Source organism: Ruegeria sp. CI1 (assembly GCF_056536925.1).
On record NZ_JBQFQP010000022.1, the window covers coordinates 46,994 to 64,828 of the forward strand.

General features: G+C 55.5%; 14 protein-coding genes. 5 read left to right on the forward strand and 9 right to left on the reverse strand.

The features are described 5' to 3' along the window. Positions 1-2: 2 nt before the first annotated feature. From ACR0LZ_RS20235 to ACR0LZ_RS20250, 4 genes are read right to left on the reverse strand one after another with little or no spacing between them, the layout of a single operon-like run. Entirely contained in the window at positions 3-1,169 is a 1,167-nt protein-coding gene (locus tag ACR0LZ_RS20235) for a hypothetical protein (protein ID WP_480751991.1), read from the reverse strand. Further along, positions 1,166-2,815 (reverse strand): NAD(P)-binding protein, encoded by a 1,650-nt coding sequence (locus ACR0LZ_RS20240; RefSeq protein ID WP_480751992.1) that lies wholly within the window; start codon positions 2,813-2,815, stop codon positions 1,166-1,168. The genes ACR0LZ_RS20235 and ACR0LZ_RS20240 overlap by 4 nt, the downstream gene beginning before the upstream one ends. A 3-nt stretch (positions 2,816-2,818) precedes the next feature. Beyond that, positions 2,819-3,367, reverse strand: coding sequence for a 2-oxoacid:acceptor oxidoreductase family protein (locus tag ACR0LZ_RS20245; RefSeq protein ID WP_480751993.1), 549 nt, complete (start codon positions 3,365-3,367; stop codon positions 2,819-2,821). A 36-nt stretch (positions 3,368-3,403) separates the two neighbouring features. Further along, a complete protein-coding gene (locus ACR0LZ_RS20250; RefSeq protein WP_480751995.1) occupies positions 3,404-4,939 on the reverse strand; it encodes a benzoate-CoA ligase family protein in 1,536 nt (511 codons plus the stop codon). A 162-nt stretch (positions 4,940-5,101) separates the two neighbouring features. On the opposite strand from ACR0LZ_RS20250, the gene ACR0LZ_RS20255 reads away from it, so the two are divergent. Then, positions 5,102-6,019 carry an SDR family oxidoreductase gene (locus ACR0LZ_RS20255; RefSeq protein ID WP_480751996.1) on the forward strand — a complete coding sequence of 306 codons (918 nt, stop codon included), beginning with the start codon at positions 5,102-5,104 and terminating at the stop codon, positions 6,017-6,019. Positions 6,020-6,142: 123 nt separating this feature from the next. Continuing rightward, positions 6,143-7,174 (forward strand): TRAP transporter substrate-binding protein, encoded by a 1,032-nt coding sequence (locus ACR0LZ_RS20260; RefSeq protein WP_480751998.1) that lies wholly within the window; start codon positions 6,143-6,145, stop codon positions 7,172-7,174. Positions 7,175-7,497: 323 nt separating this feature from the next. On the opposite strand, the gene ACR0LZ_RS20265 is transcribed toward ACR0LZ_RS20260, so the two are convergent. Next, positions 7,498-9,843, reverse strand: coding sequence for an oxidoreductase (locus ACR0LZ_RS20265; RefSeq protein ID WP_480751999.1), 2,346 nt, complete (start codon positions 9,841-9,843; stop codon positions 7,498-7,500). Between the two features lie 319 nt (positions 9,844-10,162). On the opposite strand from ACR0LZ_RS20265, the gene ACR0LZ_RS20270 reads away from it, so the two are divergent. Both ACR0LZ_RS20270 and ACR0LZ_RS20275 read left to right on the forward strand, forming a co-directional pair. Beyond that, complete coding sequence (locus ACR0LZ_RS20270; protein ID WP_480752001.1) at positions 10,163-10,807, forward strand: GNAT family N-acetyltransferase; 645 nt, start codon at positions 10,163-10,165, stop codon at positions 10,805-10,807. A gap of 91 nt (positions 10,808-10,898) precedes the next feature. After that, a complete protein-coding gene (locus ACR0LZ_RS20275; protein ID WP_480752003.1) occupies positions 10,899-12,668 on the forward strand; it encodes an adenylate/guanylate cyclase domain-containing protein in 1,770 nt (589 codons plus the stop codon). A gap of 36 nt (positions 12,669-12,704) precedes the next feature. On the opposite strand, the gene ACR0LZ_RS20280 is transcribed toward ACR0LZ_RS20275, so the two are convergent. The 4 genes from ACR0LZ_RS20280 to ACR0LZ_RS20295 all read right to left on the reverse strand — a co-directional run bounded on the left by ACR0LZ_RS20280 (position 12,705) and on the right by ACR0LZ_RS20295 (position 17,505). Continuing rightward, entirely contained in the window at positions 12,705-13,583 is an 879-nt protein-coding gene (locus tag ACR0LZ_RS20280; protein WP_480752004.1) for a hypothetical protein, read from the reverse strand. A 154-nt stretch (positions 13,584-13,737) separates the two neighbouring features. Beyond that, complete coding sequence (locus tag ACR0LZ_RS20285) at positions 13,738-15,033, reverse strand: gluzincin family metallopeptidase (RefSeq protein ID WP_480752005.1); 1,296 nt, start codon at positions 15,031-15,033, stop codon at positions 13,738-13,740. Positions 15,034-15,067: 34 nt separating this feature from the next. Beyond that, positions 15,068-16,399 carry a TfuA-like protein gene (locus tag ACR0LZ_RS20290; RefSeq protein WP_480752007.1) on the reverse strand — a complete coding sequence of 444 codons (1,332 nt, stop codon included), beginning with the start codon at positions 16,397-16,399 and terminating at the stop codon, positions 15,068-15,070. Beyond that, entirely contained in the window at positions 16,399-17,505 is a 1,107-nt protein-coding gene (locus tag ACR0LZ_RS20295; RefSeq protein ID WP_480752008.1) for a YcaO-like family protein, read from the reverse strand. The genes ACR0LZ_RS20290 and ACR0LZ_RS20295 overlap by 1 nt, the downstream gene beginning before the upstream one ends. A gap of 11 nt (positions 17,506-17,516) precedes the next feature. Between ACR0LZ_RS20295 and ACR0LZ_RS20300 the strand changes: the two genes are divergently transcribed. Further along, positions 17,517-17,835: hypothetical protein (locus ACR0LZ_RS20300; RefSeq protein ID WP_480752009.1), on the forward strand; the 319-nt coding region annotated here is incomplete at its 3' end.

Genomic DNA, 17,835 nt, shown 5'->3' on the forward strand with positions numbered 1-17,835 from the left:
ACCTACTCCACCCAGATCGGATCGGTCGTAGTTTCAGCATTTCCGTATCTAACGGCCATTTCCACGATGCGTTCGACCGGCACATTCACACCACCGACACCGGCAAGAAACCCGTGCACATGTGGTGGATTCTTCATACTGTACAGCGCGGATTTCAGTTCCTGATGCAAAACTCCGCCCGTTCCCGGCGAATAGTTGCGGTCGATAATAATAGCACACGGCACCCCGGTCAGGGCATTGCGCAAAGTGTGCACAGGCAAAGGGCGAAACAGCCGGATTCTGACAAGCCCAGCCTGAAGACCGGCCTCGCGCAGATGATCGACTGCTTCATGAACGGTGCCGGATATACTGCCCATGGTCACAAATATGATTTTTGCGTCCTTGCAACGGTATTTTTCAAGTGGCTCGGATTGCCGACCTGTCAGTTTCTCCCACACAGTTCCAGTTTCGCGGGTCACTTCTTCAACGCGTTTCATGGCTGTATCCAGCTCCCGACGCGTCAGGTTCCAAGTTGTTTGATCGACGGGTGCACCCAGTGATCTGCCGCTTCCGTCGCCAAGTCGGAAGTCGCGTGGAGCGCGCGGCAAAAAACTCCTGACCAGATCTTGGTCGGGAACGTTGACGGGTTCAACTGAATGCGAAACATAGAACGCGTCGTGATTGACCATGACCGGCAGATTGACGGCTTCGGCTATTCGAAACGCTTGTATCACGGTATCGAGCGAGTCTTGGGGGCTTTCGCTGTAAAGCTGCACCCAGCCCGTATCACGTTGGGACAAGCTGTCGATCTGGTCAGGCCAGAATCCCCATGGTGCCGCCGGTGTTCGATTCACATTGAACAGCACGATAGGGGTTCGGGCACCGGACGCATAATGCAACAACTCGTGCATCAGCAGCAGCCCCTGTGATGAGGTTGCCGTAAATACCCGCGCTCCGGTAGCGGATGCGGCGATTGCGGCGGCCATGGCCGAATGTTCCGATTCCGGAGTCAGAAGTTCGGCCAGAAATGTTCCCTTGCTCTGGAATTCTATAAGCTTTTCCAAAATCGGCGTTTGCGGCGTTATTGGATAGACCGGCGCAACGTCGGGCTCAGCCAGGCAAACGCCGCAAGCCACGGCGTGATTACCGTTCAGCAGCTGAAGGTCTTCGGTAAAAACGGGCGCATTCATGACGATATGTCCTCCAGCATGTGGATGGAACCGGTTGGGCATTCGGCCACACAAAGCCCACAGCCCTTGCAATAATCCGCGTTCACCGCATAGCCGTTTTCGAGCTTGGTGATCGCCATGTCGGGACAATAGAAATAACAATTGTCACAATAGATGCAGGTGCCGCAACTGAAGCACCGCTGGGCTTCTGACCGAGCCTCGTCTGGGCCGAAAGGAGTTTGTGCCTCTTCAAAACCGGCCAGCCTTTTGTCGACTCCAATCGTATACTGTCGGTTGCGCTCATACGAGGCGTGATAAGCGGTATTAATCCGTTCATATTCGACAGGCTCGACGCTGCCTTCGACTGGGCTCTTGCCGTCGGAAAGCAATGTCGAGGCGATTGCAAAAGCGGCCTCTTTGCCCATGCCGACGGCGTGAGTGACAAAGCGGTTTGTGCTTGCCACATCGCCGCCTGCATAAAGGCCGGGTTTGCTTGTTTGCCAATCGGAATCCGTGTTGATCACTGGGCCGGTTTCGTCCAGTATTCCGCGCCATCGTACAAGATCGGCATTCTGGCCGATAGCTGGGATTATAGTATCCGCGGCTATCTCGAACCCGCTGGCATCCAGTGGCTCGACCGAGAACTGACCCGACCGTAGACCGGAATAAAATTTGACAGGAACGCATTTCAAAACAACGGCACCGGTCGCTACCTTGGCCGATTGCATCATCGTGCCGTGCTCGAATTGCACCCCTTCCTCGATGGCTTCGCGAACTTCTACGGTTTGTGCGGGTAGCCGATCTCGCGGTTCCAGCGTAAGTACCCTGACGACACGACCAAGGCGCCGGGCCGTTCGCGCGACATCTATTGCCGCACTACCGCCGCCGATCACGACAACTCGTTTCCCTGTTGCGCGAGTTTGCTCAGGTATTGAAGCGGCAAGAAAATCGGCGCTGTCGATCACCCAGGGACAGGAGTAGTCCAAGTTTGGAAGCCGTCTCGGCACACTGGCGCCTGTTGCCAGAAATACCGCGTCATGAGAATCTTGAAGAGCTTCCAATGCCGTTGCATCGATTGCAGGAATCCCAAGGTGCAAAGTAATACCCATGGCGGTGATCCGCTCTATTTCGGCCGCCAGAACCGATCTGGCCAATCGATAGGTCGGGATACCGTATCGCATCACACCGCCCAACTCGTCCTTTGTCTCGTAAAGCGACACGCCGAAGCCGAGGCGGCGAAGTTGATAGGCCGCTGACAGTCCGGCAGGCCCTCCGCCGATGATGGCCACTGAGAACGTCAATTCCTCTTCGGCTGCGGGAAACTGCCACCCTTCTGCAAGTGCTGTGTCACCGACAAACCGTTCCAGGCTGCAAATGCCGACGGTTTCGTCCATGTATTGTCTGTTGCAAGTTGTCTCGCAGGGATGATGGCATATACGCCCTGCAATTGCCGGGAAGGGGTTGTTGTCGGTGAGGGTTGTCCATGCGCCAAACAGATCTCCGTCGCCGACTTGTTTGATCCATTCGGCAACTCGCCCGTTGACCGGGCAGGCCCCTAGGCACGGCGAGGGTTGGTTCTGATAGTTCGGCAGCGCACTGCGCCAAGTGCCGGTATTGCGACCTTCACTGGTCAAATGAGTCCACAAATGGGATAGCTGCTTGTTCATGATCTAGGCTTTCTCGGTGACCGGCTGAAACAGTGCAAATGCCTCGCGGCACGCCGCCAGGTTTTCAGCAACTTTCGCCGGCGCGGTTTCTTTGATGACCCTGCACATGGTATCAATTCCAGGTTTGCCGAGTGTCGCCACGAACGCGCCCAGCAGGGCAGAGTTCACGATTTTTCCCAGATTGTTACGACGCGCGATGGCCTTGCCATCCACCTGTATGATGTTGTGGTCACCCGACGCTGGCAGCATCTCTTTATGTTTCGCTGTGTTGACCACCACTGCCGCACCCACCTTCGCAATTTCAAGAAATGCGCCATCCAGCAGGCTGTCATCAAAACACAGAAGGGCAGAGGCGTTTGCGATGTTGCAACGCCTGCGGATCGGGACGGCATCCACTCTGAGGGATGACGTGACCGGGGTACCACGACGCGCACCGCCATAGGTGGAAAACGTCTGCACATAGTGGCCTTCGGCAAACAGCGCTTGCGCCAACAAGTTTCCCGCAGTTTGTGCGCCTTGGCCTCCTCTCCCCAGGATCACGATTTCCAGCATTCTGCGCTCCCGTCGTGTGGTGTTTCCTACAAGCTCTCAGTTTCGCAGCTTGAACCGCTGGATCTTGCCAGTCGCGGTTTTGGGCAGTTCGTCTACCGCGACAACCCATCGAGGATACTTCCAAACCCCAATTGATTTCTTGACATGGTCTTTGAGTTCCCTGATCAGATCATTTTCGTCGCCGGCATCGTTCAGCACGACGTAGGCCTTGGGTTTGACAAGGCCCTCCTCATCCTCGTGCGGCACTACGGCGGCCTCGATCACTGCGGGATGAGAAATGATTGCCTGTTCCACTTCGAAGGGAGACACCCAGCGACCGCTGACCTTGAACATATCATCGGTTCGACCGCAGTAATGATAGTACCCTTCGTTATCGCGGATGTACTTGTCACCGGTTCGGGTCCATTCGCCCATGAACGTGGCACGAGATTTTGCACGTTGATTCCAATACCCGTCACCAGCCGAGCCGCCACAGACCAGCAACTCACCCAGAACGCCGTCTTCGACGTCCTGGTCCTGCTCATCGACCAGTCGGAGTTTATAGCCCGAGAATTCGCGCCCCGATGTGCCATAGCGGATATCGTCGGGTCGGTTGGACAAAAACACGTGCAGCATCTCCGTTGACCCGATACCGTCCAGTATACCTACCCCCATGCGGCGTTCCCAGTTCGTGCCGACATCTTCAGGCAAGCCTTCGCCCGCCGAAATGCAAAGCCGCAACCGGTCCGAGCCGTTTTTCGGGATGCATGAGTTGCTTGCAAGCATGGCGGCATAAAGCGTTGGAACGCCAAAGAACAAGGTCGGCCTGAAGCGCTGCATCATGTCCAGTACAGATTGCGGTGTTGGCCGGTCCGGAAGCAAAACCGCAGTTGCGCCGACCGACATAGGAACCGCCATGCTTGCGCCCAGCCCATATGCGAAAAAAAGCTTTGCTGCGCTGAAGCATACGTCATCGTGTCGAATTCCCAACACGTTTTGCCCATAGGTGTCGGCGACATAGGCTGGGCTGGTATGGACATGCCTAACGCCCTTCGGCGCGCCGGTCGACCCCGAAGAATATAGCCAAAACGCTGTTTCGTCCGGATGGGTCAGCGCGGTTTCGAATGAATCGTTGGCTTCGGCCATAAGCGCGCGCAAAGTCGGGAAGGCACCGCAATCATTGCCGACGGCGATGACGTGCTTGAGGAACGGAAGCTGGTCAATAAGCGGCTCGACCAAATCGATCAGCTCGATGGACACGAAAATGGCCTGAGAACGGCTGTCGCTCAGCATATAGAGGTACTGATCAGCAGTCAGGAGCGTATTGAGACAGACCGGAACGATGCCTGCACGGACACACCCCCAGAAAACAACCGGATAGTCTACCGTGTCCAACATTAATACTGCGGCTCGGGTCTCTTGATGAAGCCCGAGCTGGTTCAACATGTTGGCGACCTGGTTGGTCGCCTTTTGCAATTGCGCATATGTGAGGGACCGGTCGGGATCGACAAAGGCGCACTTTTCACCGAAACCTCTTGAAACATTGATGTCCACCATAACTTGGGCGGCATTGTAGTGATTTAGCTGACTCACGAAGCTCGCCTCTCAAACCACTTCCGTTTTCATAAAAAGTATTGTAGTACTTGTATACCTAATTTATTGACCGCGCAATCCAGGAATTGGCAGGTAGGTTTTCCAATCACCACAAGCCATTCTGAATTAGGGAAAAACGGGTGTAGCAAGAAGGTTTGGATCTTGAGAAAGCGTCTGCTGGAGGGAAAAGTAGCACTTGTCACCGGTGGGGGGCGTGGGATCGGGCGTGACATTGCATTGATGATGGCAATGTCTGGCGCCAAGGTCGTGGTAAACGACATCGGCGCGAAAAGCGACGGTGAAGGACAGGATGAAACACCTGCTCGCGCAGTCACGAACCAGATCATCGCAGGGGGTGGTGAAGCCGTAGTGAACTATGGTTCGGTAGCCCAGTTCCGTGATGCCAAGGCCATGGTCGAGCAGGCGCAGGAAGACTTTGGCGGTATCGACATCGTAGTCAACAATGCCGGGATTTTGCGTGACACGATCTTTCACAAGATGACCGAGAAGGATTTTGATCAGGTAGTTGCCGTTCATCTGAAAGGAACATTCAATGTCAGCCGCTGCGCCGCAGAGGTGTTTCGCAAACAAACCTCTGGGTGCTTTGTCCACATGACGTCGACGTCTGGGCTTATCGGCAACGTAGGTCAGGCCAACTACATGGCCGCCAAGTTAGGCATTGCGGGACTGTCGAAATCCATTGCGATAGATATGGCTCGCTACAACGTCCGGTCCAACTGCATAGCACCGTTTGCATGGAGCCGAATGACGGAATCCATTCCCGCGACAACCCCAGAGGAAAGTGCGCGTATCCAAAAACTGCGCCAGATGACACCGGACAAGATCGCCGTCGTCGCAACCGCTCTTGCCTCGGATGACGCGAAAGATGTGACAGGGCAGATATTTGCGGTGCGCAACAACGAGATTTTCCTGATGGGTCAGTCGCGGCCCGTTCGGGGAATGCAGCGAAACGAAGGTTGGACGCCGGAAAGCGTTTTGGAGCATGTCCTTCCCGCAATGAGGCCGAGCTTTTTCGACCTCGATCGAACCGAAGACGTGTTCACCTGGGACCCGGTGTGATGTGGGCGCATTTTAGATCTAGCCGACTGCGGTCACGGCACAAAAAACCTTGGGAATCTTGCCGCTCCGATCTGCGCTATTGGATCAGAGCAAGCCATTCAACAAAGGTCAAGGGAGGAGAAAATGACCATACTAAACCTGTTCAAAGGCTTTGTCGGAGGAGCCGCCCTAGCGCTAACGACAGCGGGGATGGCGCTAGCTGCCGAATATACGTTCAATCTGCAAAGCTTCCTGCCGGCCCAGGCCACAATCCCCAGCAAGATCATTGATATCTGGGCCGATGAAATCGAAGAGGCATCCGAAGGACGCATCGAAATCAAGCGATACGCGTCGATGCAGTTGGGTGGCAAACCCCCGGAACTGATTGACCAAGTCATCGATGGTGCGATTGATATCACGTGGAACGTGGTCGGGTATACTCCGGGGCGTTTCCCGTCCACCGAAGTGTTCGAGCTGCCGTTCCTTGTGACCGATGCGAGAGCTGCTTCCTCCGCCTATTGGCAGATGATGCAAAAACACATGGCAGACACCGAGTTCAAAGATGTCAAGGTGCTAGGTGTTTGGGTTCACGGCCCAGGGGTCATCCACGCAAACAAACCCGTTCTGACGCCAGCGGACTTCAATGGCATGAAGATCCGCGGCGCGTCACGTCAGGTCAACGCATTATTGAAAGAGTTGGGTGCAACACCCGTTGGAATGCCGGTACCAGCCGTGCCCGAGGCCCTCTCCAAAGGTGTTATCGACGGAACGACCATCCCTTGGGAGGTTACAAAGGCGCTGAAGGTGCCGGAACTGGTGGACAATCATACCGAGTTTACCGGCCCGATGCTGTATACCGTCACCTTTGTCTTGGCAATGTCACACGAAAAGTACAACAGCCTGCCTGACGACCTGAAGGCTGTGATTGACGAAGCTTCCGGCCTCAAATTCTCAATATTCGCTGGCGGAACGCAACAGGATTATGACGAACCATCGCGCGATCTTGCCGTCGAGATGGGCAACAATATCGTCACCTTGAGCGCGGAGCAGTCGGCCGAATGGGCCGCGGCCGCAGCGCCGGTCTATGAGGCTTGGATTTCCGAAATGAAGGAAAAGGGCATCGATGGACAAGCCCTCATAGATGAAGCCAAAGCCTTGATGGCCGCATACAACTAGGAGTGGCAGTTGCGCCGGTGCACCGGCGCAATAACCTTTTCCCGGGATCGAAAAGGTGAGAACCCAACGCAAAGGTCTGGATATCAAGTCGCCTTTGCGGTGCAGTCGCAGAATCCGATGTTCCAGATCATCAAAACAGCCAATCAGACTCTCAGCCAATTCGTTGAAGAGGCGAATGAGGTATATTTGCCGGAAAATCCTCACAAGGCCTAAGATCCATAATGCGGTCCGTTCCAATCCACCGCGCTTCCTGAGACAAGCCTCTACTTACGCAAAAAAATTGATTACGTAACACGCGTTGGTCGATTGCCGGGCGACAATGCCTAACTGACATGGCGCCCCGGTGCGGCTTTCCGTTGCAGATCAAGCATCCGTACGCGATTTTTTTCCGCCTCACGAAATACTTGCGCGCCACCGCTCCGATATTGCGGTGGCCAGAACTCCTCATTTTGCGCTCCATACCAGGCTGCTGCCTGGTGAGTGAAATATGGGTTCCACAAATGAGGGCGCCCCAGAGCGACCAAATCGGCGCGCCGCGTATGCAGGATTGTGTTGATTTGAGCGGCTTCTGTAATCGCGCCGACCGCCATTGTCGCGATCCTTGGCACGTTACGAACAGCTTCAGCCAGATGAGTTTGGAACATACGGCCATAGACTGGCTGTTGTTCAGGGACAGTCTGTCCTGCTGAAACGTCGACAAGATCGCAACCCGCGTCACGGAATGCTTCGGCTACTCCGATGAGGTCGGCTTCGGTTAAACCGCCTTCCTTCCAGTCTGTGCCGGAAACGCGGACTGACATTGGACGGCCAACGGGCCAAACGCGTCGCATGGCGGCAAAAACTTCAAGCGGAAAGCGCGCCCGGTTTTCTAGAGAGCCGCCAAAGTCGTCATTGCGTCTGTTGGTGAGGGGTGACAGGAACGATGCCAGAAGATAGCCATGCGCGCAATGCAACTCCAGCATGTCGAACCCGGCCCGCGCTGCGCGTTCTGTCGCCTGCACAAATTCCGCCTTGATCCGATCCATCCCTGCGCGATCCAGCTCGTCAGGGACCTGACTTATTCCTTGGATCCAGGGAAGGGGAGAGGCTGAAACCAACGGCCAATTGCCTTCTTTGTCCTGAATGGGATAGTCCGCCTGCTGCCACCCCAATTGGGTGGAACCTTTTCGTCCGGCATGGCCCAGTTGCATCGCAACTTTCGCCGCCGAATTTGCGTGAATGAAATCGACGATGTCCTTCCATGCTTCTTCGTGGCTATCCGTCCACATACCTGGGCAGCCTTCGGTAATGCGTGCGTCGGCGGACGGGCAGGTCATTTCGGTGAAGATCAGCCCCATACCTCCCATTGCATGGCTGCAATAGTGAACTTTATGCCATTCGGTTGGGTTACCGTTGAGGTCTGCCGAATATTGTGCCATCGGAGACATCACCACACGGTTAGCCAATTCCATGTCCCGCAGCTTGAACTTGGAAAACATCGGGGTAAGTCGGGATACTGTCAAATCTTCACCGGTCTCTCGCAAATGGCGCGCATACCACTCGTCGTCCGCCTTTCGTACAAATTCAGCATCCCGGACGATCAGGTTGTCATAGGTAATTGACTTGGCTCGGCACATTACGACCATTGCGAATTGATAAGGATCCATATCCCACGACCGGCCCATGTGTTCGAACCAGGATAGTGACACATCCGCGTTGTGCTGGATGATCTGGCAAGGGGTTCGGCGAGAATCGTCATAAGCCTGAAACGCCACTTGTACATCCGTTTCGGCATGTTCGAGCAAGGCGTCCGAAAGCGCGATGGCGCATTCCATTGCCAGCTTGGTCCCCGAGCCGATCGAGAAATGTGCGCTTGCCTTGGCGTCACCCAGTATGACTATGTTGTCGACAAACCAGTTTTCGCAAAATATCCGCGGGAAATTGCGCCAATTCGACCGATTCAACAACAGAGGGTGCCCCTGAAGCTCATCGGCAAAGATCTCTTCCAGTTTGGCTTTCGAGCCTTCTTCGTCGAATTCCCTGAACCCATGCCCCTGCCAGGTTGCTTCATCCATCTCGAAGACCCAGGTAGAATGGTCTTTTTCATATTGATAACAATGGGCAACCATCTGCCCGAATTCCGTTTCGCGGAAGAAATAGTTGAACTCCCCCATTGGCCGGGTCGATCCCATCCAGCAAAAGCGGTTGGATTTCCAGGTTGTCGTCGGTTTGAAGCCGGCTTTGAAATGCTCCCGAATGGCCGAGTTGATACCATCGCTGGCGACGATTACATCGGAGTCAGGGAATTGGTTTTTTAGTTCGGCCGCGTCGATTTCAGCACCAAAGGTGATATGTATACCCAGTTCAAGGCACCGTTCTTGCAGGATGCGCAGCAACGTGTGCCGGGACGTGCCGCAGAACCCATTCCCGCCGCAGCGCATCTCGTTTCCTTTGAAATGTATCGCCACGTCGTCCCAATAGGCGAACTCGTCCCGGATTCGTTCAAAAACACGTCTGTCGCGATTTAGGAACTCGTCCAGAGTTTCGTCCGAAAACACCACTCCAAATCCAAATGTGTCGTCTGCCTGATTGCGCTCGAATACCTCGATATCCCAATCTGGGCGCGCCTTTTTTGTTAAAAGTGCGGTATAAAGCCCGCCCGGTCCGCCGCCAATGATGGTGATTTTCATCGCCGTCCCCTCCATCGCGATTCGTCATATTTGGACAGAGAAACGACTATCACAGGTTCCCAATCATTTTAACCTTAAAATTTTATGCTTAAAGCAATATCTCACATGCACGAACTGCGCAAAAACAGAGTTGCCCCTATCGCATCCCCGGTCGGTCAACATCGGCAAGAATCGACCTATGAGCCATGGTAGAGTGCAACTCTCTTTTTCAAACGGTACAACTCTGTGAACTGTGATACAGTTCAAACAAAAATTTTCATTCATGTTGCAATTGAGAAAGTGAATTTCTCGACCAGAGAAGAAAAAAAGGAACCTGTACATGCCAGATTCCCGTTCAAGTCATTACTCGCTTCGGCCAATCGAGAAAGGCGATCTTGCGGTTGTGGCGGCTTGGTTTCAGGATGTCGAAGACTTGGCCGCGTTTGATCGAACCGGGCGCGTTCCGCTTAGCCTGGCCGCGACCGAGAAGGAATGGGAAGCGGCCGTCGGGCCGATGACCGAAAACGGCAGTTGCTGGTTTGCGGTAGAGACCGAAGATGCAGATGTCGTTGGCATTGTCGGCCTGGAAGGGGTTTCTTCGGTAAACCGGGATGCGGTTATCGCACTGTTCATAGACAAGTCGGTGCGCAGAAACGGTGTCGGCCTGCGGTCTGTCGCGTTGGTTCTGGACCTTGCATTTCGCCAACTCGGATTGAACCGGATCACGTCGTATTATCGGGACGACAACGAACGAAGCCAGGCCTTGGTGACGCGTGTAGGGTTCCAGACCGAAGGCAAGATGCGTCAGGCGTGGTTCAATGACGGGCAATTCTTGGATATGGTCGTGGTCGGGCTTTTGAAAAGCGACTGGGACTTTCATCGCAAGGATTTGGCCCGAGAGATTGATCCGGCCACGACCGTCAGCTTTGGAAAGTCAGTGTCTTCCAGTTGGCGCTGGCCTCCCAATCACAACGAGGTGCAATAGGGGGAAACACGCGAACTGTCCGTTTTGTACCTATGAATTGGGGGTATGTGAGCAAAGTGTACTTTTCGTCGGGGTGAGTGGAGTAAAAAGTTTGACTATTCAGCAAGACAATCCAACGTTCCAGCACAAGCTTGGTGCCGTCCTGTTTGCTGACGTTGTCGGCTACACCCGGTTGATGGGTGAGAACGAGATCGATACCTACAGCGCGCTGCGAACGTTGCTGGAGCAACTCGAGACCGCTTGCGAGAAATATGACGGGCGCGTGGTTGAAGTGCGCGGCGACGGTGTTCTCGCCATGTTTGACACCGCCACCAATGCGGTTCGGTTCGGCGTCGAGTTGCACCGCATCGCCGAGCGCGCGAATGCGTCCACTTTGGAAGATCAGAAAATCCGGTTTCGCGCAGGCGTCCACATGGGTGAGATCCTGCTGGATGATCGTGGAATTCACGGTGACAACGTCAATATCGCGGCCCGATTGCAGGAGGTTGCGGAACCGGGGCGCGTCTTTATCAGCGCGGCAGTTTATGAACAGATCCGAAACCGGTTGCGGTTCGGGTACGAGTTCCTGGGCGCCAAAACGCTCAAGAACATCATGGAGCCGGTGAAAACCTATTGCGTGCGCAGCGAAGTTGAAGGTGTCACGCTGGCAGCGACGATCCGGCCGCACGCGGACACAGCCGAACGAGAGCGTCCCAACATCCCGTCTGTTGCGGTTCTGCCCTTTATCAGCATGGGCGGGGATCAGACCGACAGCTGGTTCGCCGAAGGGCTGACCGACGACATCATTCTGAATCTTTCGAAATTCAAGAACCTGTTCGTGATTGCGCGAAACTCGACCTTCTTCTTCAAGGCGCAGGCGATGTCGCCGCAACTGGCGGCGCGCGAGCTTGGCGTTCGCTATGTTGCGCGTGGCAATGTGAGACGGGCAGGGAACCGGTTGCGGATCACAATCGAACTGATCGATGCGGACAATGACCAGACGATCTGGGGTGAGCGTTACGACCGTGAGATCGAGGATATTTTCGTGATCCAGGATGAGGTCACGGAATCCATCGTAGCGGCCACGGCCGTTCTGATCGAGGCACAGGAGCGGCAGAGAATGGTGCAGTCCGTTCCGACGGACCTTGCCGCATATGGTTTCGTGCTGCGAGGTCAGCAGCACATCTTCAAATACACCCGTTGGGACAACCATGAGGCGCAGGTGCTGTACGAACGCGCGCTGGAAAGGGACAACAAATATGCGCGGGCTTCGGCGGCGCTTTCGAGAACGCTCAACATTGACTGGCGGTACTCGTGGACCCTGGACAAGGAGCATGCGCTTGATACCGCATTGTCCTTTGCACAGCGAGCCGTGGAACTTGATCCGACCGATGCGCGTGGGTTCGGCGAACTGGGCTTTGTTCACCTTTACAGGAAAGAGCATGACGCCGCGATTGGCGCATATCGCAGGGCGCTGACGTTGAATCCGAACGATGCGGACCTGTTGTCGGATTTTGCCGATGCGCTGGCCCATTCAGGCGACAACGAAGCGGCGATCGAGCATTTGCAACGCGCGATGCGTCTGAACCCGTATTTCCCGGATCAGTACCTGTGGCACCTGGGCGGGGCGTATTACAACCTCAAGCAATACGACAAGGTCATCGCCTCAGTGACCAAGATGAACAACCCCACCGAAGGGCAAAGAATGCTGGCGGCCAGCTATGCGCAGACCGGGCAAATGGAATTGGCACATTCGATAGCGCTCAAGCACAAGGAGGCGCACCCGAATTTCTCGCTGAGCCATTGGGCAAAGGTTCAGCCCGACCGGTTGTCCGACGATACCGAACATTTTGTCGAAGGCTTGAGGAAAGCGGGTTTCTGAATCCCAAGCCGCTTGAGCGCCGGGGGGGCCGCCGGCTCAGTCGCCCGACCCACGCGCTTTTGCACCGCTCACTTTGGCGCCGCTGACCTTTGCGCCGCTTACCTTGGCACCGCTTACTTTGGCGCCACTGACCTTTGCGCCGCTCACCTTGGCCCCGCTGATAGCCGGGCTGTCGAAGCCGAAATAGATGTCGAGCAGAACCTGTTCAAACATGCCTGTCATGACATCCATGCGGATGGTGTAATCGGCCTTGTCGTATGGCCATACCCGAATGTCATTTGAAATTTGATAGTCGGCTGACGCAACGCCCGTGATTGCCGGGTTTTCAGGTGCCCGAGCGCCTTGGTCGCCAGGCAGATTGTCCGTTGCACTAATACCGTCGCCATGAACCAAAAATACGGCAGGTTCTGGCAGTTCGTAATATGTGCCTTCGTAACTGAAACCGTAGACTCGGGCAAACTTGGCGTCTTCCTCCAGTTGTCGTGCCAATAGGCTGTTTTTTCCGCGGCCTCTGCCTTTGCTACTTCCGGTTCCTTCAAAAAGCTCGAAAACCTGCCTGTCAGATGTGGAATTTGCGATTTGTTCGTAGACACCCTTTTGCGTTGCTCCGCCTTCAACGGTGACCAAGCTTCCTTTACTCAAACGAGGGAGAATCTGTTCCCAGTCATTTCCCCCACCCATCGTGATCGTGTAAAGGCCATTTTCCTTTACATTGTCCTGATTCAAAAGCAAGATTTGGTCGCCTGGGTTAACGGTTATACCGTCAACTGAAGTTCCTTTCTTATTTGCAGAGGTAACATTGGCTGGAGGCGCAGCCTTTGCATTGTTGCCGCTAACCGTTGCAGATATTTGAAGATCGCTGACAACGCGCCCAAACAAAAGCACTTCTGAAAAACTCAACAATGACTCGGTCACGACAGATTCCCCCTGTGGTTGATCCGGAGGCGACGGAGGTTCCGTCGGCTTCCCTTTGTGTTGGCCTGCGAGCGTACAGGCCGGAATTTTTGAACAAATGAATTGTTTCCAAAATGCCATAAATCGTCGGAAAAACAAAGCCATTTGCCTGCACCTAGCCCGGAACCCGTGTGCGTACCGAAACGGCATGACTGGCGGTATCGGGATCGGCAAGGCGTGGCCCGGCATTTACAAGGCCGATATCGCGCATTCGGAAGTTGCCTTCGATGATCTGCTGGAAGGCACCGCCGGTTATTTCCTGATCGACTATGAGCAGTGCCTTTTCGACCCCGAAATAACTGAGCATATCGGCGTCGAGCATGCTCCAGGCATCGGCGAGGTAGGAGCCCAGAAAATCGCGCGCCTCCAGCAAGGAGATGCGGAACCCTTCGGGGTTCATGGCATAGCGGTCGTCAAAAATGGATTGCATGACATCGGCATAATCGGGCGAGCCTTCCATCTGATCCGACAGGTCCTCGATCTCAGGGGTAATCAGGCCGTGTACGAGGAGCCGTTCGTGGAAGATATCAACCAGGATATCGAACATCGCGCCCGTGAGTGGCTGCGAAAGGGCATGTTCGCTGGACCAGCCATGAGCGAATTCGGATAGCACCGAGTCATTGGCCGCCATCCGGATCTGCGCGTTTTCGGAAAGCTCGGCAAACCGGTTCAGGCGGTTGAAGGTGTAGAGGTTGCCGTGGGTGTTTTCCAGCAGCGCCTCGACCACCGAACCGAAATGCAGCGAGGCGAGAAGGGCCACAAGATCGGCGGCGGATTCGTGGAACCCATAGTATTCACCCGTCGCGTTTTCGTCCGAGGGCAGGCCGACCACGCTGTAGATGATGGCATGCCCGATTTCATGGGCGACAACATCGAAATTGAGGCTGTAGGGCCGGTACTCGCCATCATGTTCGAAGGTGCCGCCGGTTTCCAGAAACCCCCATCCGATATGGGCATTGTCGAGGCTGGGCAGCAATGACAGCTCAAGCCGGTCGAAATCCTGTTCGAAATGCCAGGGGATGGGATGGCCGAAATACCCCTCCCAGACATCCATGGTGAAATGGGCCGACCCGAACAGATGCGCTGCTTCAAACGCCGGATCAGAGGGGGAGATATGAAGGAAGTTTCCGAACTCGTCAGGCATCGGGGGTGGCTGGATGAACCCGTCCCAGGGCGGCAGATACATTCCGGGGCCATTCGGGCCAGGCACGATTGCGCCATATGGAGTTGCCTTTCCCACCGGGTTGACCGCGTACATGCGCGGACCGGACGGCCCCGGCCCGATCGTGCCGGGAGGGGCGGAAATCTCGACCAGTTCAAGCTCGGCTTCGGCATCCAAAAACGGGGACTGCGGGTAGAGGAGGAACCGTGTTCCCGGCGCTTCTTCGATCAAGTCGATTGGCCTGTGCATAATCTCCTCCGCCCTGCATCAAATGAATTGAGGTCTAGTCTTTGGTCTGTGCTCCGGCTGGGCCTTCGTCTTTCAATCTGGTCCGATACTGAAATTCCCGCTCGACTATAGCATGAAATGCATCACGATTGGTCAGGCCAAGAGACTGAATGTGGCTATCGAGGTTATCCGGAATCGTCTGACCGAGGACGGTTTCGAAATACCATATCATCAAACGCATGCGGTCAGGGGATGCCGAAGACCCCCTTGGTGGAACCAAACGTGCTTTCGCAAGGGCGCGTTTCTTGAGTGCAGGATAGTCCCCTGACCAGTGCAACTCGTTCAACACATAACGTCCCAGACGGTCAAAGTTTGTCTCTGCGATGGCGTCGATCCGCGCGGATTCCGTCACAAGGGCCTCGTATCCCGATTCTTCGAGATCGTTTTGTTGCAACCAATCGAGAAGGTGTTCCTTGCGCGACAAACCTTGATGACGTCGATGCCGTGACATGGTGTCGACCAGCCGTTTTCGGTCGACTTCGGTTTGCGCGCGCACCGGTTCCTGCGTGAGCATCCGCAGCATGGCGCGATCCCGGATCAGGGCAAAACGAGCGGGATCGAGGCGCAGTTCATCCAGAATTTGTTCCGCCGGATGGCTCGTTTTTGCCACCTCAGTGTCGATCCGCTGCTTCAAGCCTTGCCAGACAAGCGTGGGTTCCAGGCCGTGCGCCAGTTTCGGGGGATCGCGTTTTTCCGCCAGATGCCGTGACATGGCGTTCAGCATTTCGCGGGCGTCATCGGCCTTTGCGTCCACGCGTCCCTGAGGCAGCCATTGGGCAAACCCGTTTTTCAATGCGACATCCAATCGTTCAAGAATGGCTGGCCACTGGCGGTCGCGATAGTTCAGTGCTTTTGCAATTCCTACAAGTTGATCCGCGACTTCGGGCGCAACGATGCCTTCAGCACGTGCCCGTTCGACCGTTGCGCGGATCGAGACCATAGGTTCGCTCAGCGGTGTATATCCAAGTTCGCCGGGGCCGTGCAGAACCGCGACTTCGTCATCGTCCTTGATGGCACCGGCCCTGTAGGCTTCGAAGATACGGCCCACTCCGATCATCCCGAAATCCGCCAGTTCGGCGGCGCGCAGCGCGCCCATGCTGGCGCTGCCAAAAACCGGGATGCCCCGATCCAATGCCCAAAGGATCTCCTTGTGCCAGACAGAAGGAACGCCTTCGAAATATCCGTCAATGATGCCGATGGCCTGGGGTCGCTTTCGTGCGATACGATACACGTCGCCTTGCCCCACGGGCGGCAGAACCTCGGCATCCAGAATGTCGCGAACCCTGTCCGCAGCCAGAGTGGGGCCGACAAAGATCGCCGCCCGCATCAGACAACGGCCTCGATACGGCGCGCGCGCGGCCCGGCGATGAAGTCAGGATCGTCATGCGGCGCCTCGAGGCCCGGAATGATCACACGGACGACCGAGATGCCAATCTCGGATCGTGTCAGATCAACGGATACAACCTGCTCAATTCCCGCCTCCGCGAGGCGACCGAGCAGCCACGACAAATCGTCGTCGAACGTGGTCAACTCTGTTGTCGGACAATCCTGAAAACAGGCTTTCGGCGCCGACTTGGCGATCAATTCCTTGATGTACCGGCTTTTGGCCGCAAGGGCGGATGCCGTGAACTCCGATGGCTGCAAATCGTCCCGCGCGCCCGATATGTAGGTCAGGCGGGTTTGCGCCGCCTCTGTCAGCGCCCTGAGCATCGCGATATTCCGATCGGGATGACAGCCATCCCCTATGCCAACGTGGCCAGGCACATCGTCTGCTTCGCAAACTGCGCACCGAAAGCAGGCAACCCCGACATCGGAGGTTGTTTCCCATATCCCCACGTTGAGACCGGCATTTTGAAACCGCTGCAACGCATCCGAACACCGCGCGTCATGGATGGTTTCAGGGTTGATCCTGAATGGTCGGTTCAGAAAATGCCAAAGCGTCGTGGCATCTCTTTCGATGACTTCGCAGATCGCGTGGCAGGTGGCTTCGCTGAGGTCATTGCCAGAGGCCAACCCGTTGGTTGTGCGCGGAAACATTCCATGCCCGCTGTTGGGAAGCTCGGTATAATCCGTATCGACCATCTCGACAGGCACCCAACAGGGCGCGCCACCAATCAAATCGGTCCCTTCGATCCAGAATATCTTCCGATGCGGATCGAACGCACAGCCGCTCACCCTCGGCAACCGGGCGGCGTTCACCACTGGCAACGTCGCGGACATATCAACATAGCTTGCGCGCCGGACAGGCAGGTCGATCCTTTCGGCATGCCATGTCTCGATGGCCTCCATCACGCCCGACACTTCGGCCGCGGCAAGTGACAGGCCCTTGCCCAGCGAGACGGCAACCGAACGGGAATTCGGTCGGGTTGCCATCACGGTCGGAAGGCCGACACGATCAAGTCCGGTCAGGTTGGCGACGCGGGTAATGCCCATTTGCGCAAGATGTGGGCGTATTTTGGCAAGCGTTTGCGCAGGATCACGCAGACGATGTGTATCGTAAATATATCGCTTTCGCGATTCACCGGGCATCAACAGGACCAGACTTTAAAACAAATGTTCGCTTGGCCGAAGGCCAAGTACAAAATCTGCGATCAAGCATGGTTGATCCCATTTGCCCGGTCAACATTCCCGTTCTCCCAATTTTTCAGTCTGGCGACGTTGTGGAATGCTTTGAGTTGGCTGTATCCCATGGGTTTGATTTTGTTTGGATGTATAGGTTTGTTTTATTGTTTGATCGTTTTTATCAATTTTTCACAATGGTTT